The 23,041-nt window shown below is 65.3% G+C and carries 20 protein-coding genes and 3 pseudogenes; 12 read left to right on the top strand and 11 right to left on the bottom strand.

Translation table 11 applies throughout. From position 1 onward, the window contains the following. Positions 1-131: 131 nt before the first annotated feature. The 6 genes from MBENS4_RS07950 (at position 132) to MBENS4_RS07925 (ending at position 6,482) form a co-directional block, all read left to right on the top strand. Entirely contained in the window at positions 132-3,032 is a 2,901-nt protein-coding gene (locus tag MBENS4_RS07950; protein ID WP_084592004.1) for a helicase-related protein, read from the top strand. Between the two features lie 35 nt (positions 3,033-3,067). After that, entirely contained in the window at positions 3,068-3,385 is a 318-nt protein-coding gene (locus MBENS4_RS24680) for an RNA-binding S4 domain-containing protein (protein ID WP_084592003.1), read from the top strand. Next, entirely contained in the window at positions 3,382-3,720 is a 339-nt protein-coding gene (gene fdxA, locus MBENS4_RS07940) for a ferredoxin FdxA (protein ID WP_039389942.1), read from the top strand. The genes MBENS4_RS24680 and fdxA overlap by 4 nt, the downstream gene beginning before the upstream one ends. A 401-nt stretch (positions 3,721-4,121) precedes the next feature. Further along, on the top strand, positions 4,122-4,655 hold the full coding sequence (locus MBENS4_RS07935) for a CarD family transcriptional regulator (protein WP_039389939.1): 534 nt from the start codon (positions 4,122-4,124) through the stop codon (positions 4,653-4,655). A gap of 111 nt (positions 4,656-4,766) precedes the next feature. Beyond that, complete coding sequence (locus MBENS4_RS07930) at positions 4,767-5,099, top strand: hypothetical protein (RefSeq protein WP_039389936.1); 333 nt, start codon at positions 4,767-4,769, stop codon at positions 5,097-5,099. 42 nt (positions 5,100-5,141) lie between these two features. Then, a complete protein-coding gene (locus tag MBENS4_RS07925; RefSeq protein ID WP_039389933.1) occupies positions 5,142-6,482 on the top strand; it encodes an anti-phage deoxyguanosine triphosphatase in 1,341 nt (446 codons plus the stop codon). A gap of 69 nt (positions 6,483-6,551) precedes the next feature. Here MBENS4_RS07925 and MBENS4_RS07920 read toward each other — a convergent pair whose 3' ends face one another. After that, the gene (locus tag MBENS4_RS07920) at positions 6,552-7,499 is read right to left on the bottom strand and encodes an L-threonylcarbamoyladenylate synthase (RefSeq protein ID WP_039389930.1); all 948 of its coding nucleotides are present in this window, start codon (positions 7,497-7,499) and stop codon (positions 6,552-6,554) included. Positions 7,500-7,553: 54 nt separating this feature from the next. Here MBENS4_RS07920 and MBENS4_RS07915 point away from each other — a divergent pair, with 54 nt between their 5' ends. Continuing rightward, a complete protein-coding gene (locus MBENS4_RS07915) occupies positions 7,554-8,399 on the top strand; it encodes a DUF815 domain-containing protein (protein ID WP_199904353.1) in 846 nt (281 codons plus the stop codon). Positions 8,400-8,423: 24 nt separating this feature from the next. Here MBENS4_RS07915 and MBENS4_RS07910 read toward each other — a convergent pair whose 3' ends face one another. Next, positions 8,424-9,923, bottom strand: a complete 1,500-nt coding sequence (locus MBENS4_RS07910; protein WP_039389927.1) for a PQQ-dependent sugar dehydrogenase — start codon at positions 9,921-9,923, stop codon at positions 8,424-8,426. Between the two features lie 61 nt (positions 9,924-9,984). On the opposite strand from MBENS4_RS07910, the gene MBENS4_RS07905 reads away from it, so the two are divergent. Beyond that, on the top strand, positions 9,985-10,470 hold the full coding sequence (locus MBENS4_RS07905) for a GAF domain-containing protein (protein ID WP_039391997.1): 486 nt from the start codon (positions 9,985-9,987) through the stop codon (positions 10,468-10,470). Between the two features lie 138 nt (positions 10,471-10,608). After that, positions 10,609-10,992 (top strand): hypothetical protein, encoded by a 384-nt coding sequence (locus tag MBENS4_RS07900; RefSeq protein ID WP_039389925.1) that lies wholly within the window; start codon positions 10,609-10,611, stop codon positions 10,990-10,992. Between the two features lie 142 nt (positions 10,993-11,134). Here the strand turns inward: MBENS4_RS07900 and MBENS4_RS07895 are convergent. From MBENS4_RS07895 to MBENS4_RS07870, 7 genes and pseudogenes are all read right to left on the bottom strand, one after another. Next, positions 11,135-12,123: pseudogene (locus tag MBENS4_RS07895) on the bottom strand (ParB/RepB/Spo0J family partition protein). Next, positions 12,120-12,896, bottom strand: a complete 777-nt coding sequence (locus MBENS4_RS07890; RefSeq protein ID WP_039389922.1) for a ParA family protein — start codon at positions 12,894-12,896, stop codon at positions 12,120-12,122. The pseudogene MBENS4_RS07895 and the gene MBENS4_RS07890 overlap by 4 nt, the downstream one beginning before the upstream one ends. After that, positions 12,893-13,534, bottom strand: coding sequence for a 16S rRNA (guanine(527)-N(7))-methyltransferase RsmG (rsmG, locus tag MBENS4_RS07885; RefSeq protein WP_039389920.1), 642 nt, complete (start codon positions 13,532-13,534; stop codon positions 12,893-12,895). Before rsmG ends, MBENS4_RS07890 begins: the two co-directional genes overlap by 4 nt. After that, a pseudogene (gene mnmG / locus MBENS4_RS27360) lies at positions 13,531-15,320 on the bottom strand (tRNA uridine-5-carboxymethylaminomethyl(34) synthesis enzyme MnmG). Before mnmG ends, rsmG begins: the two are co-directional and overlap by 4 nt. Before the next feature lie 9 nt (positions 15,321-15,329). After that, positions 15,330-15,392: pseudogene (locus MBENS4_RS27355) on the bottom strand (FAD-dependent oxidoreductase); the annotation flags it as partial. Between the two features lie 122 nt (positions 15,393-15,514). Continuing rightward, the gene (gene mnmE, locus MBENS4_RS07875; RefSeq protein ID WP_039389917.1) at positions 15,515-16,819 is read right to left on the bottom strand and encodes a tRNA uridine-5-carboxymethylaminomethyl(34) synthesis GTPase MnmE; all 1,305 of its coding nucleotides are present in this window, start codon (positions 16,817-16,819) and stop codon (positions 15,515-15,517) included. Positions 16,820-16,882: 63 nt separating this feature from the next. After that, positions 16,883-17,158 carry a DUF6489 family protein gene (locus tag MBENS4_RS07870; RefSeq protein ID WP_039389915.1) on the bottom strand — a complete coding sequence of 92 codons (276 nt, stop codon included), beginning with the start codon at positions 17,156-17,158 and terminating at the stop codon, positions 16,883-16,885. Between the two features lie 151 nt (positions 17,159-17,309). Between MBENS4_RS07870 and MBENS4_RS07865 the strand changes: the two genes are divergently transcribed. The 3 genes from MBENS4_RS07865 to MBENS4_RS07855 are packed head-to-tail and all read left to right on the top strand — an operon-like array spanning position 17,310 to position 20,616. Continuing rightward, positions 17,310-18,008 (top strand): dienelactone hydrolase family protein, encoded by a 699-nt coding sequence (locus tag MBENS4_RS07865; protein ID WP_039389912.1) that lies wholly within the window; start codon positions 17,310-17,312, stop codon positions 18,006-18,008. After that, positions 18,005-19,621 (top strand): FMN-binding glutamate synthase family protein, encoded by a 1,617-nt coding sequence (locus tag MBENS4_RS07860; protein WP_039389909.1) that lies wholly within the window; start codon positions 18,005-18,007, stop codon positions 19,619-19,621. The genes MBENS4_RS07865 and MBENS4_RS07860 overlap by 4 nt, the downstream gene beginning before the upstream one ends. 14 nt (positions 19,622-19,635) lie before the next feature. Further along, positions 19,636-20,616, top strand: coding sequence for a quinone oxidoreductase family protein (locus MBENS4_RS07855; RefSeq protein ID WP_199904352.1), 981 nt, complete (start codon positions 19,636-19,638; stop codon positions 20,614-20,616). A 171-nt stretch (positions 20,617-20,787) separates the two neighbouring features. On the opposite strand, the gene MBENS4_RS07850 is transcribed toward MBENS4_RS07855, so the two are convergent. Together MBENS4_RS07850 and rho are read right to left on the bottom strand one after the other, a co-directional pair. Then, positions 20,788-21,498: a YjbE family putative metal transport protein gene (locus MBENS4_RS07850; protein ID WP_039391995.1), complete on the bottom strand. Its 711-nt coding sequence runs from the start codon at positions 21,496-21,498 to the stop codon at positions 20,788-20,790. 30 nt (positions 21,499-21,528) lie between these two features. Then, positions 21,529-22,785 (bottom strand): transcription termination factor Rho, encoded by a 1,257-nt coding sequence (gene rho, locus MBENS4_RS07845; protein WP_039389906.1) that lies wholly within the window; start codon positions 22,783-22,785, stop codon positions 21,529-21,531. Positions 22,786-23,041: the final 256 nt, after the last annotated feature.

Raw genomic sequence — 23,041 nt, 5'->3', positions numbered from 1 at the left:
TTACGCCGAAATCCGCGAAGCGTCGTGCCTGCCCAAGGTTAATTCCAGCCTTACATTGTGGATTATAACCGGCATTGGGGGCGAGACGCCTCTTGCGAGCGGTAAGCGGCAGTGCCACACTTGACCCCATAATGCTTACCCCCCCACCTGCGATGGTGCGCAAAGACACCTCAGACGGGGTGAAGGCGGTCCTGGGACCGACCAACACCGGCAAGACCCACCTGGCGATCGAAAGGCTGTGCGCGCATTCCAGCGGCATGATCGGCTTTCCGCTGCGCCTGCTCGCGCGCGAGGTCTATGACCGTGTGTGCAAGATCAAGGGCGAGGCCAACGTCGCCCTCATCACCGGCGAAGAGCGGATCGAGCCCAAGAACGCGCGCTACCTCCTGTGCACTGTCGAAGCGATGCCGGTGACCGACCGCCAGACTGCCTTCGTCGCCATCGACGAAGCGCAGCTGGGCGCGGATCGCGAACGTGGCCATGTCTTTACCGATCGGCTGCTCCACGCCCGTGGCCGCGAAGAGACGATGATCCTGGGCTCCTCGGCGCTCGAGCCGATGGTGAAGGCCCTGATCCCGGGTGTCGAGGTCATCACCCGCCCGCGCTTCTCCACGCTCAGCCACGTCGCCCCCAAGAAGCTCAGCCGCGTGCCCCCGCGCAGCGCTATCGTCGCCTTCTCGGTCGAACAGGTCTACGCGCTTGCCGAAATGCTGCGGCGTTTCCGGGGCGGTGCGGCCGTGGTCATGGGCGCGCTCAGCCCGCAGACCCGCAACGCACAGGTGGAACTCTACCAGTCGGGCGAAGTCGACTACCTCGTCGCCACCGATGCTGTGGGCATGGGCCTCAATCTCGACGTCCAGCATGTCGCGTTTGCCGGACTCGCCAAGTACGATGGCCAGCGGCACCGACGGCTGACCTCGGCCGAGATGGCGCAGATTGCCGGGCGCGCCGGGCGCCACCAGACCGACGGTACCTTCGGCACGCTTGCGGGCATGCACCGGGGTGGGCGCGGCGGCGAGGAGATCGAGTTCGAGCCCGAGGAAGTCTACGCAATCGAGGAGCATCGCTTCCCCCCGCTGACCAAGCTGTTCTGGCGCGATCCCGAACCGCGTTTCGACAGCCTCGACACGCTCATCGCCGACCTGGAGACGCCGCCCGAGCGCCCCGAACTGCGCCTGGCGCCCGAGGCCATCGACCTCGCCGTCCTCAAGCGTCTCGCCGAAGATCCCGAGATCGTCGATTCGGTGCGCGGCCGCGCCCGGGTCGAGCGCTTCTGGGACGTGTGCCGCCTGCCCGACTTTCGCCAGCAGGGCACCGAGACCCATTCGCGCTTCGTCGCGCGGCTTTGGCAAGACCTCCGACATGGCGAGCTGGGCGCGGATTTCGTCGCCCAGCAGATCGCCCATCTTGACCGCACCGGCGGCGAAATCGACACGCTTCAGGGGCGGATTGCCGCAATCCGATCCTGGGCCTATATCGCGCAGCGACCCGACTGGGTGCTCGCACGCGATGAGATGGCGGCGCGGGCACGCGCGGTCGAAGCCCGGCTTTCCGATGCCCTGCACGGCAAGCTTACCGAACGTTTTATTAATCGCAGGACTGCGCTGCTCATGAAAAAACTGGGACCGGACACAGGGTTGCTCTCTGTACGGCTCGAAGACGAAGAAGTTCTGGTCGAGGGCGAGCATATCGGCTCGCTGCGAGGCTTTGCCTTCCAGATCGACCCGCAAACCCGTCTGACCGACCGCAAGCTCCTGCTTTCGGCCGCCGAAAAGCACCTGCCCGGCCTTCTCGAAGCCCGTGCAGCCGATCTGACCAAGGCGATTCACGAAGGAACGGCCACGCTCGCGCTGACGGGCACGGCGATGACCTGGGACGGCGAACCGCTGGGCGCGCTCGGCGCCGGACGCGGTCTGCTGGCGCCCGTGTTCGTGCCCGACCGTCTGCTCGATGCGATCCCGGCTCCTGCGCGCAAGGACCTCGTCGCCGCGCTCGAAGTCTGGCTCGAGAAGCAGCTCGAACCGCTCGCCCCGCTGGGCAAGCTGGACGAGGCGAGCCGCTCGGAAGAAGCCGGCCCGGACCTTCGCGCCCTTCTCATCCTTCTCGTCGAACGCGGCGGAATTCTCGCGCGCGAGCAGTCGGGCCTTGAGAAGCTCGACAAGGAACGCCGTACGATGCTGGCGCGCCTGGGCGTACGTGTCGGCGCGCTCGACCTGTTCGTGCCCGCCATGCTGCGCCCGAACCCGATCAACCTGTGGCGCGAACTGGCCCGCCTCGCCGGCAAGGCCCCGCGCGGCGGCGCACCCGACGAAACGATGCCGCCGGCTCTGGCCGCCGGGAAGCGCGACCGCCTGCCCGGCTACCGCAGTCTCGGCAAGCAGCTGATCCGCATCGACATGGCCGAAAAGCTCCTGCGCGAAGCGCACACCCAGCGCGAGGACGCCGCCAAGGCACCGACCCCGCCCGCAGTGACCACGGACGCGCCGACCGACATGGCGGCGGTCGAGGACGAAGCGGCGGCAACGCCCGCGCAGGACCAGCCCGAAACCGCCGACGTGCAGGCCTCGGCCGACACCGCGGCCCCCGCAGGCGATGCGGCTGCGGACACTCCGCCCCAGGCCTCCGAAGCAAAGGACGGCAAGGGCAAGGGCAAGGGCAAAGATCGCGGCCGCGACAAGGGTCGTGGCCGGGGCCCGCGTCCCAACTTCCCGCTCGATCCCGCCCGCGCGATCTCGATGGGCCTGACGCCCGAGAGCTACGAGCGCCTGCTGCGTCTGGGCGGCTTCCAGCCGGTCGAACCGCGCGGCAAGCCCGCCAGGGAGGACAAGGCACCGGAGGCTCCCGCCGAGGGCGAGACCGCCGCGCCCGAGACGGCAACGGCCAAGACCGATGCTGCGCAGGGACCTGCTCCCACACAGCTGTGGACCTGGCGCCCTCCGCGTCGCCAGGCCCCCCAGCAGGCGCCCTCCAAGCGTCCCGCGCGCCCGCGTGAAGGCAATGCCTTTGCCGCGCTCGCGGACATGGTGCGCTAAGCGCGATGCGCGTCGGCTGACCCGGACCGATCCCGGTGCGCGTCGACAAGCTGCTCTGGTTCCTGCGCCTCGCCAAGACACGGGCGGTGGCGCAGGGCCTTGCACACGACGGGCACATGCGGCTCAACGGCCGGCGCATCGAACGCGCCCATCAGAAGATCGCTCCGGGCGACATCCTGACCGTACCGATAGGCAGAAACGTGCGGGTGATAGAAATTCTTGCCCTCCCCGAGCGCCGTGGACCCGCTCCCGAGGCCCAGGCCTGTTACAGAGTGCTTGACGTCAACCCGACTCATCCCGTAGCGGCTCCACTTTCAGCCGTAAGTCTCTCAAAAAGGATTTCGCCGTCATGACCTACGTCGTCACCGACGCCTGCATTGCCTGCAAGTACACGGATTGCGTCGAGGTTTGCCCGGTCGACTGCTTCTATGAAGGCGAGAACATGCTCGTCATCAATCCTTCCGAGTGCATCGACTGCGGCGTGTGCGAACCGGAATGTCCGGCCGAGGCGATCATCCCCGACACCGAAAGCGGTGTGGAACAGTGGATCGAGCTCAACGCCAAGTACTCGGCCGAGTGGCCCAATCTCACCACCAAGAAGGACGCGCCCGACAACGCGGACGAGATGAAGGACGTCCAGAACAAGCTGGAAACGCACTTCTCGCCCGAGCCCGGTGAAGGCGACTGATCGCGCCCAGTGCCTGAGGGCCCGCTGGACAGGAATTTCCAGGCTGAACGGGCCCGACGGCAAATAGCGCTAAAATAAATGGGCGAGGATAGACGCCCGGAAACGCAGGCGAATCTGCCTGTCATCGTCTCGAATCGGGACCGCACAGGAGGCTAGCGCAGGAATCCTGCGGCTGCCACTGGATATTTTGTCACATCGGTGCTATATAATACGGCAACTGCCCGAGTCTTCCACTCGTCCGGCAGAGATTTTTCATGACGAGGCAGGGTTCGAAAACAAGCGGTAAGAGCGTGATCTGACCGGTCGGCGAAAGGCATTCGTGCCACAGGTCGCAGCCTACCGGGACACCGACTCTCACCGCCTGTTTGCTCGCATCCACCCTGCAGGTGAAAGGACGATACATGGCAACCAAGGCCGATGCCTTCGATGTTGGAGATTACGTCGTTTATCCCAAGCACGGCGTAGGCCGTGTGATCGAGTTGCAGAAGCAGGAAATTGCCGGGATGCAGCTCGAACTCTACGTGCTGCGTTTCGAAAAGGAGCGCATGACGCTCCGCGTTCCGGTGAACAAGGTGGAATCGATCGGCATGCGCAAGCTGTCGTCCGACAAGACCCTGCGCGAAGCTCTCGACACGCTCAAGGGCAAGCCCAAGGTGAAGCGCACCATGTGGTCGCGCCGCGCCCAGGAGTACGAAGCCAAGATCAATTCGGGCGATCTCGTCTCGATCGCGGAAGTTACGCGCGACCTGTTCCGCGCCGACGACCAGCCCGAGCAGAGCTACTCCGAGCGTCAGATCTTCGAGGCCGCCTCCTCGCGCCTCGCACGCGAACTGGCCGCGATGGAAAAGACCGACGAACCGGCCGCGCTCAAGAAGATCCTCGCGATCCTCAACGAGCATGCGCCCAAGTACTACGACACGGCCGAGACCGCCTAAGCGCGTTTCGCCGTATTCCGCAGGATGAAGGGCCGCTTCGCCGCAAGGTGAAGCGGCCCTTTCCCTTTGCCGCTTGCGAAGGAGCTGCGGGCATGAGACCTCTTGCACGTCATGTCTCCTGCTGTGCGCCCTGCCCCCCTTCTGGCCCTGGCCCTGCTTCCTGTTCTGGGCGGCTGCGTCGCCAGGACCGCGGTCGATGTGGCGACGCTGCCCGTACGCGCGGCGAGCCAGGGCGTGGACTGGGCAACAACCAGCCAGTCGGAAGCGGACGAGAAGCGTGGCCGCGCGATGCGCGAGCACGAGGAAAAGCTGCGCGACCTCCAGCGCCGCTACGAGAAGCATTTGCGCAAGTGCGACGCGGGAAGCCAGAGCGCCTGCCTGGATGCGCGCGACGATTACGCGCAGATGCAGATCCTCCAGGCCCCCCAGAACCGGCCATATTGACGCTGCGGCACGCGGGTGGAATACCCCTCTCATGGTGACGAGATGAGCTGGTACGAGAGGCGCGAATCCTGGGCCGCGCAAAGCGAGGACGCGCGCGAGGACGGCGATATCGACTACGCCCGCGTCGTCCATTCCGCCTCGTTCCGACGGCTCCAGGGCAAGACCCAGATCCTCAACCTGGGCGACAGCGACTTCTACCGCACCCGCCTCACCCATTCGCTCGAAGTGGCGCAGATCGCAGGAGGCCTTGCGCGCCAGCTCGCCAAGAGCTTCCCCGATCATCCGGCGACCGCGTACCTGCCGGACCGTAGCCTCATTCACGCCATCGGCTGCACCCACGACTTCGGCCACCCGCCTTTCGGCCATGGCGGTGAAGTCGCGCTCAACTACTGCATGCGCCGCCACGGCGGCTTCGAGGGCAACGGGCAGACCCTGCGCATCCTGGCCCGGCTTGAGAGCTTCTCGGCCAACGCCGGCGCCAATCTCAGCCGTCGCACAATGCTGGGCGTCCTCAAATACCCGGCCGCGTTCTCGCAGGCGGCAAACCCCTATCTGGAGCCGCGCCTGCTCGACGGCCCCAGTACCCTTCACATCCTCGATTCGCGCCAGTGCAAGCCGCCCAAGGCCTATCTCGACTGCGAACAGGACGTGGTGGACTGGATTCTGGCCCCCCTCTCCCACCACGAGCGCGAGGCCTTCACCGCCATCGAAGCACGCCCCGGCAAGCATGCGAAGACCCTCCACAAGAACTTCGACTGTTCGATCATGGATCTTGCCGATGACATTGCCTACGGCGTCCACGATCTGGAGGATGCGATCGCGCTCGGCCTCGTCGCGCGCGAGCGTTTCGCCAAGGCGCTGGAGAGCGCCAGCGCCCCCTTCCTCGATGCGCTCAAGGAGAAGTACCCCGGCGAAAGTGAGAACGACGTCTTCTCGCGCATGATCGAGGGCCTGTTCGGCGAGGACGAAGGGACGCGCAAGCGCTACATCAGCCGCCTCGTCCACCACTTCCTGACCGGCGCCACCTACCGGGAAGAGACCGCCTTCGACGAACCGCTGCTGCGCTGGCGCGTGCGCCTGGAAGGCCCGCGCCGCGCGTTCCTCGATGCACTCCAGGCCTTCATCGTGAAGGACGTCATCGCCAGCCCCGAAGTCCAGCACCTGGAGTTCAAGGGGCAGGCCATGGTCGTCGCCGTCTTCGAGGCACTTGCCGCCGATCCGACCCGCCTGCTCCCGAAGGCCGCTCTAAGCCGCTACGATGCCTCCTCAGGCGATATCCGGGTCATCTGCGACCACGTGGCCGCCATGACCGACACGCACCTCCTGAAGACCTATGAGAGGCTTTTCAGCCCGCGCATGGGTTCGGTGTTTGACCGGCTTTGACGGGGCTCGGGAAGAGGGAAGACGGACATTCCGAGGGCGATGGCCCTCGGAAAGATCTCTTCCGACCTCCTACGCCGCCGCGCGGCGCAACCGGTCGTTGATAGCCGCCCCAATCCCGGTCTCGGGCACGGGCGCGATGGCGATACGGGGATGGTTGGCGGCCGCGCCCTGATGCAGAAGCGCGTAGAGACGGCTCGCCGCCTCGTTGAGGTCGCCTGTGGGCGAAAGCGAAGCGTCACCCGCAACGGCACCGAAGCCAATATGGAATTCGTCAGCCTCGGCCGCGTCGGCGTCGAGACGCACGGGCTTTCCGGGTGCGTAGTGGCTGGCGAGCTGGCCGGGGGCCTCGATGGCTTGTGAGGTGACTGGATCGGGCTCACAGCCCAGCACCTGAGCCAGCGTATCGGCGGCGATGGGACCCGGCCGCAGGACCTGCCAGCGTCCCCCATCGCGAAGGCCCACGATGGTCGATTCCAGGCCTGCCTCGCAGGGACCACCGTCTATCACGGCATCGACGCGTCCGCCGAGCGAGGCAACGACGTGTGCCGCGCTGGTGGGACTCACCCCGCCGCTGGCGTTGGCCGAGGGGGCGGCGAGCGGCAGGCCGGTTTCAGCAATGACCGCGCGCATAACGGGATGCGCCGGGCAGCGCAGCGCCACAGTCGGCAGGCCCGCCGTTACAGCGGCCGCCACGGGAGCGCCCGCGCGCAAGGGGAGCACCAGGGTAAGCGGCCCCGGCCAGAACGCCTCGGCAAGAGCTGTTGCCCGCGCATCGAGGGTCGCAATGGCCTGCGCGGCGGCGAGGTCCGCGACATGGACGATAAGCGGGTTGAAGCTGGGCCGCCCCTTTGCCGCGTAGATGGCCGCAACGGACTCATCCCGGTCGGCTCTGGCGGCCAGGCCATAGACCGTCTCGGTGGGCACCGCGACCAGACCGCCACTGCGCAGAATCTCGCCCGCTGTGGCAAGATCGGGCGAGGATGAAGTCAGGAGGCGGGGACGACTGGCGGGACTCATACCCTGCCGCTATAGCGCAGCGCAGCGAAAGCCAAGGAAAAGCGCAAGGAAGCCATGACCACACCGCTGCCCGAAACGGACACGCCCGCCCTCCTCTCCCGTATTGCCGAGGCGCTGGAGCGCATCGCGCCGGCCCCCGTCCCCGCGACCGACTGGCTGGCCTTCCCCGCCTATGTCTGGAACGGCACCTCGGCACGCGGCGTAGCCCAGCTGGAGGCCCCCGCGCTCGACATGCTGCGCAGGATCGATGACCAGAAGGCCAGCGTCGTCACCAACGTGCTGCGTCTGGCCGCAGGCCATGCGGCGCACGACATGCTGCTGTGGGGCTCACGCGGGATGGGCAAATCCGCGCTCTTGCGCGCCGCGATCCGCAAGGGCCAGGCCGAGCATGACAATGCCATCGCCCTCGTCCAGGTCGGTCAGGATGCGCTTGCGGGCGTAACCGATCTCTTTGCGACTCTCGGGAAGATCGAGCGCCGTTTCCTCGTCTTCGTCGATGATCTGGGCTTTGAGGAGAACGATGGCGCAGGTCCGCGCCTGCTGCGCTCCTGGCTCGAAGGCGGGGTTGAGGCACGCCCAGCCAACGTGCGCCTTGCTGTCACCTCCAACCGCCGTGCCATCGTCTCACGCTCGATGCACGAACAGGACGATCCCATCAATCCGCGCGACGTGGTCGATGATCGCCTTGCTCTGGCGGACCGGTTCGGTCTCTCGATCGGCTTCCACGCCTGCGACCAGGACGCCTATCTCGCCATCATCGGCGGCTACGCACGGGCGTTTGGGCTGGAGTGGGACCAGGGCGATGCGCTGGAGTGGTCGCGCCGGCGCGGCGCGCGTTCGGGCCGTGTGGCCTGGCAGTACGTCAACGAACTGGCAGGACGCGCGGGCAAGACCATCTGAGGCCCTGCCCGCCCCGCCTGAGGCTTAGTCCTTCTCGCGGTTGAGGATCCGGTCGGTCCCCCGGAAACCGGCCTGGAGACGCTTCTGCGCGGCTTCGGGCGAGTTGGGATCGACGAGGCCCGGCTTGGGCTCGAGATGGTCGGTCACGATGAGCCTGATCTCGGGCGAGGCGTCCGCATCGGGTGCCACGACGCGCCAGATGATACCCGCGGTATCGTCGGTCACGAGAAGCGCACCAGTCCCATCGAAAGCGACCCAGGTCGGACGGCCGTGGGTGGTGCTGCCATCTTCTCCAAGGAATCCGGTCAGCACGCGCTGCGGCTTGACGTCCCGGGGATTTCCGTTGGCATCAAAGGGAATGAAGACGACGTCGTAGCCCACCGCCGGACGGCGATTCCACGACCCATGGCGGGCGATGAAGGCACCGTTCCGGAACGCCTTGCCCAGCTTCGTGCCGCCCTTGTCGAACACCATGCCAAGCGTGCCGGTGTGCGCGCCCATCGCGTATTCGGGCTTGCGTGTGTACTCGATCATGTAGGTCTGCATGTCGTACTGGACGCGATCATCGAAGATGTTCTTCCAGTAGACCCACGGCCAGCCATACTGCGCACCAACCGGCACGTTGGTGAAGTAGTCGGGCACAAGATCAGGGCCCAGCATGTCGCGCTCCTGCACCGTCGCCCACATCTCGCTCGTCGCGGGATTCCAGTCGAGGCCGTTGGGGTTGCGCATGCCCGCCGCGAACTGGCGGCGGCGGCCTGTTTCGGTGTCGATTTCCCAGATGGCCGCGCGCCCGGCCTCTTCTTCCAGGCCGTTGTCGGCGATGTTGGTGGCCGAACCGACCGCCACGTAAAGCGCCTTGCCGTCTTCGCTCAGGAGCAGGTTGCGCATCCAGTGATTGCCGCCCGGCCACAGGTCCATGAGCTTCTTCGGTGTGCCCTCGATCTTCGTGTCGCCCGGAGTGAAGGAAAACTCGAGAATCGCGTCGTGGTTGGCGACGTAGAGCTTGCCGTCCCGGTAAGCCATGCCCGAGGGCGAGACGAGATCGGCCTTACGCAGGTCAAAGGTCTGGTCGGCTTTCCCGTCCCCGTTGGAATCGCGCAGCAGCTTGATGGTGTCGGCCGAAGGGGCGCCTGCGCCCACCTTGCCCATCGCCCAGCCCATGACCATTCCGGTCAGACCGCCACTCTCGCTTGCCTTGGGTGCGCCGGTCTCGGCCACCAGCACATCGCCGTTGGGAAGTGTGAGCATCGTGCGCGGATGCCGGAGGCCTTGCGCGAAACGCGTGACGACAAGGCCCTTGGCGGGCGTCGGTGCCTCACCCTCGGCCCAACCCACCGGATCGACCAGCTTCATGCTGGGGATCGTCTGCGGGTCAGGATCGACCAGGGTCGGGTCCTTGCCCGCAGTGGCATCGCTCGGCAGGTCCGAGCTGTTGGAATACTGCGTCCAGGCAAAGAAGGCGACAAGCGCCAGGACGAGAACGATAAGGGCCGCAAGGGCCTTGAGCAGGATCGAGCGCATGAGCACCGAGATAGATGCCCCCCGTCTATGCGGCAACCTCGAGTTGCGCTACCTGAGGGGCATGTACGATTTTGCCCCCCTTACCGACGCCTCCAAGCCCGAACTCTATGAGGAACTCGCCCGCGCTGCCCAGGCTCTGGTCGAAGGCGAGCCCGATGCCGTGGCCAACATGGCGAACCTGGCCGCGCTCATCTGGCAGTTCGTGCCCGATCTCAACTGGTCGGGTTTCTACCGCATGGTCGAGGACGAACTCGTGCTCGGCCCTTTCATCGGCAAGCCCGCCTGCATCCGTATTCCGCTTAGCTCAGGCGTGTGCGGGGCGGCCGCGCGGACCGGCGAGACCCAGCTCGTGCCCGACGTCCACGCCTTCCCCGGCCATATCGCTTGCGATGCCGACAGCCGCTCCGAGCTCGTTGTGCCCGTCGTGGTCGATGGCAAGGTGATCGCGGTCATCGACCTCGACAGCCCCCTGCCCGACCGCTTCGACGACGAGGACGCCAAGGGTTTCGCACGCCTTGCCGAAATCACGGCCAAGGCCATCGGCTGACGCCTGCAGGCCTGCAGGCCTGCGCCGTTTCGGGACAGCCACGCGCGCGCGATAGTCCGTCCCGGACCTCGGTGCTAATTCGCAAGGGCAGACATTCGGGAGGACTCCCGGCGATGCCCTTGCGAAGGAGACCCTGCGATGCGCCTGTCCTGCCCTCACCTTGCCTGCACGGCGCTGCTTCTGGCTCTATCCACACCCCCAGCCCAGGCTCGGGATACCGTACGCTATGGAGGCTTCGATCCGGTCGCCCGCGATGCCTGGCTTGTCGATTGCTACCAGAAGGTTGCGCAACGCGATGCCCAGGCGGGAATCCAGCCCGCCCCCGACGCCCCGGACGAGTGCCAGACCTATCTCGATGCGTACTATGAACGCTACACCCGCACGCACGCCGCGCCCTCGCAAAGCCAGGCCGCGCCCGGTTTCGCAGCGCCCGGCTACGAGGCAAGCCGCTACGGCGCGGACTATACGGTCGCAGACGCGCCGAACTTCACTTCTGAAGAGGTTGTTCAGAGCCTACCCTGAGGCAAGGACGAAGTGATTCAAGGGGCCATTGCCCCTTGCCCACGGAATCGGCAACCTCACCTCCTTCAGCCTCGTGGGCGCGCGAAAGATGAGCTCGACAGGTCGGGGAGCCCGAGGGCAATGGCCCTCGGAATCACTTTGTTCAAATCGCTCCGCCGGTCAGGCGCTGGCACACGAGATCAAGCTGGTCGAGTGTCGCATACTTTATCGTCACGGTTCCCGAACGCGGGTCCTCATCGGACTGAATCTTGACCGGAAGGCCCAGGAATTCCTCAAGGTGGTCCTGCACGGCAACGATATCGGCATCCTGTGCAGGATCGCGCGCCGGACGGGCGGCACGGCGCGGCGCCGGAGCGGTCTCACCGCGCATCTTCTTGCGTACGAGCTTTTCAACGTCGCGCACCGACATCTGCGCCGAGACGGCCTGCCCCGCGATATCTTCAGCATCCTCGCAGCCGATCAGCGCGCGCGCATGGCCCATCGACAGATCGCCCTTCTCGACGAGCCTGACCACATCGGCAGGCAGCGAAAGCAGACGCTGGAAGTTGGCCACGTGGCTGCGGCTCTTGTCGACCAGGCGCGCGATCTCGGCCTGCGTCATCCCCTCGGATTCGGACAGGCGCTGATAGGCCCGGGCCTCTTCGATGGGGTTGAGATCCTCACGCTGGAGGTTCTCGATCAGCGCCAGCGCCATGACCTCGCGATCGGAAAGATCGGAACCAGCGCCGGGATCTCGTGCAGCTGGGCTTTCTGCGCGGCGCGCCAGCGACGCTCGCCCGCCACAAGCTGGAATACGCCCGTATCGGTCGGACGCACGATGATGGGCTGAATCACCCCGCGCTGGGCAATCGAGGCCGCGAGTTCGTCGAGCGCTTCCTCGTCGAAGTGACGGCGCGGCTGCAGCGGGTCGGGCTTGATCTCGGCAATCGTCAGCGAGCGAAGGCCAAGCCCCCGAGCCGTATCCGCCGTGGCCCCACCCGAGGCCGAAGACGATGGTTCCCCTGCCCCGGACGTGGCGACCGGCTCCTCCCGGCGACTCTCCCCAAGAAGGGCTCCAAGACCGCGACCAAGGCCACGCGACTTCTGGCGCGTCATTGCCGGAGTGCTTCGGGGGGCGGTGTCGTCGCTCATGCTGCCTTCCTCGCTTCGGGGAGCCGCGTAATCAGTTCACGGGCCAGCGCCATATAGGCCCGGCTGCCCGCGCAGGAGTGGTCGTAGATCAGCGCCGGAACCCCGTGGCTCGGCGCCTCGGACAGGCGCACGTTGCGCGGGATATTGGTATCGAAGATCAGGGGTCCAAGGCAGGAGCGCACATCGTCGGACACCTGGTCCGTGAGGCGGTTGCGACGATCGAACATGGTCAGCACGATACCGATAATTCCGAGATCCGGGTTGAAGCGCTGCTGGACACGCTCGACGGTCGTCAGAAGTTGGCTGAGGCCTTCAAGAGCGAAGAACTCGCACTGCAACGGCACCAGCAGCTTGTCTGCTGCGGTCAGGGCGTTGAGCGTCAGGAGGCCAAGCGAGGGCGGACAGTCGATCAGGCAGACATCGTATCCGGAATCGTCGCGCAGCGCGGCGCGCAGGCGGTGCGCGCGGTCATCGGCGTTGACCAGTTCCACTTCGGCTCCCGAGAGATCGACCGTCGCAGCCAGGAGGTCGAGACCGGGGATCGAACTGGGCACCACGCACTCGGCGAGCGGGCGCTTGTCGACAAGGACATCGTAGGACGAAAACTCGCGATCGGCAGGATAAACTCCGATGCCGGTGGAGGCGTTTCCCTGGGGATCGAGATCGACCAGCAGCGTCTTCCATCCAGTGGCCGCAAGGGCGGTCGCAACGTTGATGGCCGTGGTTGTCTTCCCGACGCCGCCCTTCTGGTTGGCGATAGCAATACGGATCACGTGGTCTTTCCCTTCCTGCCGGACAGCGTTCCGACAATAATGCCTGCCTGCGGGTCCGTCAGGGACTGTTCCACGTGGAACACGTGCCGCCACTTGCGAAGGTCGTCCAATTCTTGCTGTGCCGAGCGCCCCTTGGGCAACACCCAGAGGGTGTCACTTGTGGAAAATCGCGCGGATAACTCCAAAAGCTTCTGCAGGGGCGCAAAGGCGCGGGCCGAAATCACCGCAGCGTCGCGAGAGTCGACCTGTTCGAGACGTTGCCCGGCCACGCGCGCCTTAGCCAGACCCATCGCCTCGCGCGCGCGCTCCAGCCACTCGATTCGCCGTGCGCGCGATTCGACCATGACCACTTCACAGTCCGGCCGCAGCGCCGCAATGGCGAGCCCCGGGAAGCCCGCTCCCGTACCAAGATCGAACCAGGGCCCCCGTGTTTCACGTGGAACATGGGTCAGCAACTGGGCCGAGTCGACAATATGCCGCAGCCAGACCTGCTCCAGGCTCGCGGCCGAAACCAGATTCTGGCGCTGGTTTTCCTCGGCCAGCATGGACACCAGACACTCGAGACGTTCCGCCGCCTCTGCATCGAATTCGGGCAGCGCTTCAAGCCAGGCACGCGCCTCGACTTCTGTGGTAATCATGCGGCCGATACCTCCCGACGCGCGCGTACAAGAACAGCGGCAAGCGCCGCCGGGGTGATGCCCGGGATACGGCCCGCAGCCGCCAGTGTTGCCGGACGCGTCTTGGTCAGACGCTCGACCATTTCACGGGACAGACCAGGAATCTGATCGTAAGGAAAATCATCGCCAAGGGGCAGAGCCTCACTGGCCCGCAGGTCCTTGAGTTCCCGTTCCTGGCGTTCGAGATAAGGCGCATAGGCTGCGTCCTCGACAACTTCCTCAGCCAAGGCGGCATCGGCAAGCGGCGATGGCGCCCCATCCCTTTCCAGCCATGGCGCAAGTCGCTCCAGATCGATTCCGTCAAACCGCAACCATTCGCGCAAGGGCAAACGCCCCAGGTCCATGCGCACCGCCATTCCGGCCTGCGCAAGCTCACTGGCCGGAACCTGCTGATGGAGGCCCCTCTCCAGATTGGCGCGGGCCTCTTCACGCTGTGTGAACCAGGCCGCCCGCTCCCCGCCGACAGCCCCGACGCCAAGCGCCAGCGGCGTCAGACGTGTGCTGGCGTTGTTCGCGCGCAGACGCAGGCGATATTCGGCACGCGCCGTCAGCATGCGGTAGGGCTCGCTGACGCCATGCAAGGTGAGATCATCGATCATCACCGCCATGTAACTGTTGGCCCGGTCGAGCGGGGCTGGCGCACGCTCCAGGATGGCCGCGGCGGCATGCATTCCAGCGACGAGTCCCTGCGCCGCAGCCTCTTCGTAGCCCGTCGTCCCGTTGATCTGACCGGCGCAATAGAGCCCGGGCATTTCGCGCAGCTCCAGGCTCTGGCGTAGCGCGCGCGGATCGATGTGATCGTATTCGACCGCATACCCCGGCACGACCATCTCGACGGTCTCCAGCCCTTCCATGCTGCGCATCATGGCCAGTTGGACATCGGTCGGCAGGAGGTGCTGACACCGTTGGGATAGACCAGATGGGTCGAGAGCCCCTCCGGTTCGAGAAAGACCTGGTGCCCATCGCGGTCGGCGAACCGGTGAATCTTGTCTTCGATGGAAGGGCAATAACGCGGCCCCTGTGCGCCAATGGCACCCGAGAACAGGGGCGAGCGATCGAGGTTGGCGCGGATGATATCGTGAGTCTGCGGGTTGGTGCGCGTGATGGCGCAGAAGACCTGCGGAACCGTCCGCTGTCCCAACGCGGACATCGTCCACGCGTCGGCATCGGACGCCTGCTCCTCCAGACGCCCCCAATCGATGGTTCGGCCATCGAGACGCGGCGGGGTGCCTGTCTTGAGCCGGGCCATCGGCAGGTTGGCCCCGCGCATCTGCTGTGCCAGCTTCTGCGCGGAAGCTTCCCCGATCCGGCCACCGACCAGTCGTTCCTCGCCCCGGAACAGGGTCCCGCCAAGAAAGGTGCCGGTGCACAGGATTGTGGCGGGCGCGCTCAACTGGGTCCCGTCGGCAAGACGAATGCCGGTCACCCTTCCCTGCGCAAGGACCAGTTCGGCGGCCTCACCCGCGACCAGGGTGAGATCGCCCTGCTCCTTGAGCAGGCGATGGATCGCCGCCTTGAACAGGCGCCGGTCGGCCTGGATACGCGGCCCTTGCACCGCGCTGCCCTTCGAACGGTTGAGCATGCGGTAGTGAATAGCAGCCGCATCGGCGGCGCGTCCGATCAGGCCATCGAAGGCATCGACCTCGCGCACGAGGTGGCCTTTGCCGAGCCCCCCGATGGCCGGATTGCAACTCATCGCCCCGACCGCGTCGAGATCGAAACTGACGAGCGCCACGCGCGCGCCCATGCGCGCTGCCACGGCCGCGGCTTCACAACCGGCATGGCCGCCACCGATCACGATGACATCAAAGGAATGCATGAGAACGCGCTTACTCCACCGCCCCTGCCCCGTCAAAGTTCCCATTGCATCACCCGTGGTGTTTCACGTGAAACATATGGACAAAGGCAATGAAGCGACCGAGCCCTGAAACCCTACGCCGATTACTTCCCGATACAGAAGCGACCGAAGAGGGCATCAAGCATGTCCTCAGTCGTTGCACGTCCGATCAGGGAATCGAAGGCGACCCGCGCCGTACGCAGTTCCTCGGCGACGATGAGAAGATCCGACTGCGCACCAGCTCCCCGAAGCCCGGTCAGGGCCTGCGAAAGCAACTCCCCCTGCCGCCGATTGAGCGCAAGCTCACCCGGTCGGGGAAGGCAGGAACGGCCATGTGAAACCAGATCACGGCGCAAGTCATCAAGCCCCTCCCCTGTCTTGGCAGAAATACGGTGGCGGGCGTGGGCCTTCGCGTCATGCCCTTCCCGGTCGATCTGGGCGTCAATCTCCCAGGCCAGCTCGGGCCCTTCCCCTTCCGGGCCCAGCCATAGCACGAGGTCAGCCCGCTCCAGTTCGCCACGCGCACGGTCCACGCCAATAGCCTCGATCGCATCGTCCGTACCGTCCCGCAAGCCAGCGGTATCGATGAAGGCAAAGGGAACGCCGTCCAGCGCCACCGCTCGGATCAGGACGTCACGCGTCGTCCCCGCAAGCGGTGCCGTGATCGCGGCTTCATCCTCCACGAGCGCATTGAAAAGTGTGCTCTTGCCCGCATTGGGAGGTCCGGCCAGAACGATGCGCAGGCCTTCGCGCAAGGCTTCGGCCCGTGGCCGGGACAGCCAGGTCTCAAGTTCCTCGGCGAGACTTGCCAGGTCGGTGTAGAACGATGCGGGTAGCGCGGCCACATCGTCTTCGTCCGCGAAATCGAGTACCGCCTCCACACCGGCGGAAGCGCCCAGGACCCGATCACGCCACGCGTGGACCTGCTGGGACAAGGCGCCGCCCGCCATTGCGATGGCCGCGCGGCGCTGCAGCTCGGTCTCCGCGGAAAGGAGATCAGCAAGGCCCTCGGCTTCGGCCAGATCGATCCGGCCATTGGCAAAGGCACGACGTGTGAATTCACCTGGTTCGGCCGGACGGACAGACAGAGCCGGCTGCCCTTCCCCTGCATGCGCCAATCCCGCAAGTGCGGCCTCCACGGCCCGGACAACAGCCCGCCCACCATGTAGATGTAGTTCGGCAAGATCTTCCCCGGTCGCCGTCGCGGGTCCCGGGAACCACAGGATCAAGGCCTGATCGAGCACTGTTTCACGTGAAACACGCAAGGTTCGAAGGCTCGCCCGTCGCGGTTCCGGGAGCGCCCCTGCGAGTGCGTTCAGCGCCTTCCCGGCCTCCTTGCCACTGATGCGGATGACAGCAAGCGCGGCAGGAGGTGCGCCGCTTGATAAGGCGAAGATGGTTTCGGACATGGGCTCGTGTTCACTCAAGCGGAAGGCGAACAGCGTCGCCGGACAGGAACGTGAGCGGCGCCCTTACTCCGATTTGGGCTTCTCGCCCATCCCCTGCGCGGCGCCGCTCATGGCCATGGACATGCCGCTTTCGAGGAACTGCTGGAAAAGCTTGAGGCCCATCTGACCCATCGGTGCCATCTGCTTGGTCAGCTCCTGGAGCTGGTCGAAACTGCCAGCCCCCTTCATCGCATTGGTCACGGCCTCGACGTAAACCTCGTTCGCACGGGTCACATCCGGGAGACCAAGAAAGCGCCGCGCCTCCTCAGGTGAACATTCGACCTCGACATTGACCTTCATGAGGCTCTCCTGATCTCGTTTTTTGTCGAATGAAGGCTGACACATACGCATGGCAAAGTCCATTGCCCGTACCTACCTGCAAGGGGGACGCCGGTGCGCGGCGCCCGCAGCATGACGCCATAAGGCGCCGCACACCAAGGAGACATTCCCCATGGCCACCAACACCATGATTCCCACCCTGGACGGCACCGCCGCGATTCCGGCCTATGTCGCCCGTCCGGAAGGTACTCCGCGTGGGGCCATCATCGTCCAGCAGGAGATCTTCGGCGTGAACCCGGGGATCGTCCAGAAGGCCGACCAGTGGGCTGCCAAGGGCTATCTGGCCGTGGCGCCGGACAGCTTCTGGCGCCAGGAGCCGGGTGTTGAACTCGACGCGGACAAGGAGCCGGAATTCAAGAAGGCGCTCGACCTCATGGGAGGGCACGATTTCGACGCAGGCATCCGCGACATCGAAGCCGTGATTCACTGGATCCGCAACGAGGCCGGTGTCCCCAAGGTCGCCCTCGTCGGCTTCTGCATGGGGGGCAAGATCGCCTACCAGGCGGCCGCGCGCACCGATATCGATGCCTCAGTCGGGTACTATGGCGTGGGGATCGACGAGATGCTGAACGAGAAGCACGCCATCTCGAATGCCCTCCTCCTCCACATTCCGACCGCCGACGGGTTCAATCCGCCCGAAGTGCAGAAGGCCATGCACGAGGGGCTCGACGACCACCCCAAGGTGACTCTCTATGACTACGAAGGGCTCGACCACGGATTTGCCGCCGAAATGGGGTCGCGCCGTGACGAAGCCGGTGCCCAGCTTGCCGACAGCCGCACCGAGGCTTTCATCGTGGAGCACATCGGGTGAAGGCTCTGACGGGTCCGCGCTACCTCGTCCCCCTGGCCGTCCTGGCACTGACTTTGGCCTGCGCGGTCCTCCCCTCACTGCGCTGGCTGCTCGTTATCCTCGTTCCGGTTCTGGGCGTGACTCTTTTGGATTTCTTCCAGAACCGGCACGCGCTGCGCCGCAATTACCCGCTCGTGGCCCGGGTGCGGTGGCTGTTTGAAGACCTGCGCCCGTTCCTGCGCGCCTATATCGTGGAGAACGAACGTGAGGGGCGTCCCTTCACCATCGACCAGCGCGGGCTCGTCTACGCCCGCGCCAAGGGCGAAGTTTCGACGCACCCCATGGGAACCGAACTCGACGTCTACTCGGACGAGTACGAATGGCTTGGCCATTCGATCACGCCCAACGAGGACGCGCCCGAAAGCTGGCACGTGCGCGTCGGCGGCGAGGAATGCGCCAAGCCCTATTCGAGCGCGCTCCTCAACATCTCGGCAATGAGCTTCGGTTCGCTGTCGGCCAACGCCATCGAATCCCTCAACAAGGGCGCGGCCATCGGGGGCTTCGCCCATGACACGGGCGAAGGCTCGATCAGCCGCTACCACCGCAAGCATGGCGGCGATCTGATATGGGAACTGGGCAGCGGCTACTTCGGCTGTCGGAACAAGGACGGATCGTTCAACCCTGAACTGTTTGCCCAGCAGGCAAGCGACAACCAGGTGAAGATGGTCGAGATCAAGCTGAGCCAGGGCGCCAAGCCCGGACATGGCGGGGTCCTGCCCGGCGCCAAGGTCACGCCCGAAATTGCCGAGGCCCGCCATGTGGAGGTCGGCGAGGACTGCATCTCTCCGGCCGCCCATCCGGCGTTCTCGACGCCGATCGAGCTCCTGGAATTCGTCGCGCAGCTGCGCAGCCTGTCCGGGGGGAAGCCCACCGGATTCAAGCTCTGCGTGGGCCAGCCCCACGAAGTGATGGCGCTGGTCAAGGCCATGCTGGAGACCGGTATCACGCCCGACTTCATCGTCGTTGACGGCGCCGAAGGCGGCACGGGCGCGGCCCCGCAGGAATTGACCGACAATGTCGGAATGCCCCTGCGCGAAGGTCTCATGCTTATGCGCAACGCCCTTGTCGGCACCAACCTCAAAGACCGGGTTCGTCTTGCCGCCTCGGGCAAGATTCACTCCGGTGCGGGCATGGCCCGCGCCTTTGCCCTGGGAGCCGACTGGTGCAACGCCGCCCGCCCCTTCATGTTCGCTCTGGGCTGCGTGCAGTCGATGAAGTGTCACACGGGCGAATGCCCCACAGGTGTTGCAACGCAAGTCGACTGGCGCCAGCGCGGCCTCGTCGTTGACGACAAGGCCGAGCGCGTCGCCCGTTTCCAGAAGGAGACTCTGCGGTCGCTGCGCGAGATCGTGGTTGCCATGGGGTATCGCAGTCCCTGGCAGCTCAACGAGCATGACATGTACCAGCGCATCGACAGCGCCAAGGCCGGACCACTTGACGAGGTTTACAGCTTTGTCGCCCCCGGCCAGCTTCTCGACGCTCCCGACAGCACGCACTACGCGCATGCGTGGAAGGTTTCGGCCGCGCACACGTTCCGCCGCGTCTCCAGCCTGGCGGCCTCCCTACACCCCTGACCACAGGAATTGCCATGACTACCGGATACCGCATGATCGTCGCCGAGCACGGTGGCCCCGAAAAGGTTTCACGTGAAACATTCGAGGTCCCTTCCCCTGGTCCGGGCGAACTGCTGATCGAAACCGAGGCTGTCGGCCTCAATTTCATCGACACCTACTTTCGCAAGGGACTCTATCCCGATGCCCTGCCGATCGTGCTGGGATCGGAGAGCGTGGGCTCCATCGTTGCCTTGGGCGACGGTGTCGAGGGCTTCGCCCTTGGCGAGCGCGTGGGCCTGACGAGCAACGGTGGGGCCTATGCCACGCACCGCATCATCCCTGCTGACAAGGCCATCCGCGTGCCCTCCTCGATCGATCCCAGGATCGCTGCCGCTGTCCTCCTCAAGGGTCTGACCGCCTGCTATCTGGCCGAGGACACTTTCCCCGCCAAGTCAGGCGACATCGCCCTCGTCCATGCTGCGGCGGGCGGCGTGGGATCGCTGCTCGTGCCCTGGCTGACCGACAAGGGCGTCACCGTCATCGCGCACTGCGGCAGCGCAGAGAAGGCCGCGCAGGTCCCCGTACCGGATGGTTACTCCCTGCATGGCGATTTCGCCACCCTCGCCGATCAGGTCCGCGAGATCACGAATGGCAAGATGTGTGATGTGGTCTACGATGGCGTGGGGGCCGCAAGCTGGGAGGCCTCGCTTGCCAGCCTGCGCAGCCGCGGCCTCATGGTGAGCTTCGGCAACGCCTCGGGCGCCGTCCCGCCCGTCGCCATGCTCGACCTGATGAACGGCGGCGGGGGATCCCTCTACGCCACGCGCCCTACCCTCGCCCACTACATCGCCACGCCCGAAGCCCGCGATGCGAGCGCGGCGAAGCTGTTTGACCGTATCGCGAATGGGGTTCTCGATGTGAAGATCGGCCAGACGTTCGCGCTTGAAGATGCGGCCGATGCGCACCGGGCGCTTGAGAGTCGGGCGACGACCGGTTCGACGGTGCTTATTCCCTGAGAAGATGAAGAGGAAGTTCCGAGGGCCATCGCCCTCGGGCTCCCAAAACTGTCTGGCTCACCTTTCTCAGCCAAGGTAGCGTGCGGGAGGTGAGGTCGACAGTTTTGGAGCCTTCTTCCTTCCCACGAACAAAAAAGGCCCGGAAGGCTCATGCCTTCCGGGCCTTTTTGGTCAGACCAGCGAGACGATCCCCAACTGCGGATCGATCCAGCCTTCGTAGATCATCTTGCAGGCCACGTAGAGGATGACCGCAAGCCCGATGTAGGCAATCCAGCGGTAGCGCTCGATGTAGCGGGCGATGAAGTTCGCAGCGACGCCCATCAGCACGACCGAGAGCAGCAGGCCGACAATCAGGATGCCCGGATGCTCGCGCGCGGCGCCTGCCACGGCGAGGACGTTGTCGAGACTCATCGAGACGTCGGCCACCGCAACGGCCCAGGCAGCCCCTGCAAAGCTCCTGGCTGACTTCAGGCCGGAATGCTGGTCGCCCTCGATCTCGGGCGAACCGGTCGACTGGCCTACGTCCTCGCGCAGTTCGCGCCAGAACTTCCAGGCCACCCAGAGGAGCAGCAGACCGCCCGCGAAGATCAGTCCGACAACCCCCAGCAGCCACGTCACCGCGAGCGCGAAGACGATACGCAGGACAAGGGCCGCGCCGATGCCGATCAGGATGACTTTCTTGCGATCCGCGGCAGGAAGCCCCGCGGCCAGCGCGCCAACGACGATTGCGTTGTCACCCGCCAGGAGGAGGTCGATCATCAGCACCTGGCCGAAGGCCGCGAGGGCCGCCGGCTCGGTGATGTTGGCGAAGTCCGCCACGATATGCTGCCAGATCTCGGCCGGCCCGCCAATCGAGCCGGACGCGACCAGGGCATCTAGGATAGTCACGTAAGAAAGCCCCCGTTACCCGTTTTACTGGTTCATCGTGGCGAAGAAGTCCTCGTTGGTCTTGGAATCCTTCATCTTGTCGAGCAGGAATTCCATCGCATCGACCGTGCCCATCTGCATCAGGATACGGCGCAGCAGCCACATCTTGGAGAGCTGGTCCTTGGGAACCAGCAGCTCTTCCTTGCGGGTGCCCGACTTGCCCACGTCAAGCGCCGGGAAGATGCGCTTGTCGGCAACCTTGCGATCCAGGACGATTTCCGAGTTGCCGGTGCCCTTGAACTCTTCGAAGATGACCTCGTCCATGCGGCTGCCGGTGTCGATGAGCGCGGTCGCGATGATCGAGAGCGAGCCGCCCTCCTCGATGTTGCGCGCGGCACCGAAGAAGCGCTTGGGACGCTGCAGGGCGTTGGCATCGACACCGCCGGTGAGGACCTTGCCGGAGCTGGGAACCACGGTGTTGTAGGCGCGGCCCAGACGCGTGATCGAGTCCAGGAGGATGACCACGTCGCGCTTGTGCTCAACCAGGCGCTTTGCCTTTTCGATAACCATTTCAGCAACTTGCACATGACGCTGGGCCGGTTCGTCGAAGGTCGAGGAGATCACCTCGCCGTTCACCGAGCGCTGCATGTCGGTGACTTCCTCGGGACGTTCGTCGACCAGGAGGACGAGCAGGAACACCTCGGGGTGGTTGTCGGTGATGGCCTTGGCCATGTTCTGCAGCAGCACGGTCTTACCCGTACGCGGCGGCGCGACGATCAGAGCGCGCTGGCCCTTGCCCTGCGGGCTGATGAGATCGATCACGCGCGCCGACTTGTCCTTGACCGTGGGGTCGAGGGTGTCGAGCTGCAGGCGCTGTTCGGGATAGAGCGGGGTCAGGTTGTCGAAATTGACGCGGTGGCGCACGACGTCGGGATCGTCGAAGTTGACCTTGGTCAGCTTGGTGATCGCGAAGTAGCGCTCTCCGTCGCGCGGGGCGCGAATTTCGCCTTCGACGGTGTCGCCCGTGCGCAGGCCCCACTTGCGGACCTGGTTGGGCGAGACATAGATGTCGTCGGGCCCGGCAAGGTAGTTTGCCTCGGGGCTGCGTAGGAAGCCGAAGCCATCGGGCAGCACTTCGATGGTGCCAAGGCCCATGATTTCTTCGCCGTCCTCGGCGACTTCCTTGAGAATCCCGAACATGAGATCCTGGCGGCGCATCGTGGAAGCGCCTTCGACGCCCATTTCCTCGGCCATGGCGACCAGTTCGGCCGGCGTCTTCTTCTTGAGTTCTTTCAGGTGCATCTTGGTGGTTTCCGAATGGAAAGAGAGAAAGTGTCGGCCGGGCGGATCATTGGGCTTGGGGAAAGCGGATCCGGGCAGGCGAGCTGAAGGCGCCGCCCTGTGCCGGGACGGGCCTGCAAATAGGCTTTTGCGGGCCTGCGGTCAATGAGTCGTGGACTCGCGCAGCCTTCATGCGGGTCCAGTCCGGATTCCCCTGCGGTGAATCGAAAACGCGCATGAAAAAAGGCCCGGGGCTTTCGCGCCGGGCCTTTTTCGG

Origin of the sequence: Novosphingobium sp. MBES04 (assembly GCF_000813185.1) — a bacterium.
In the GTDB taxonomy this organism is placed as follows: domain Bacteria; phylum Pseudomonadota; class Alphaproteobacteria; order Sphingomonadales; family Sphingomonadaceae; genus Novosphingobium; species Novosphingobium decolorationis.
This window is presented reverse-complemented; position numbering and strand designations above follow the sequence as displayed.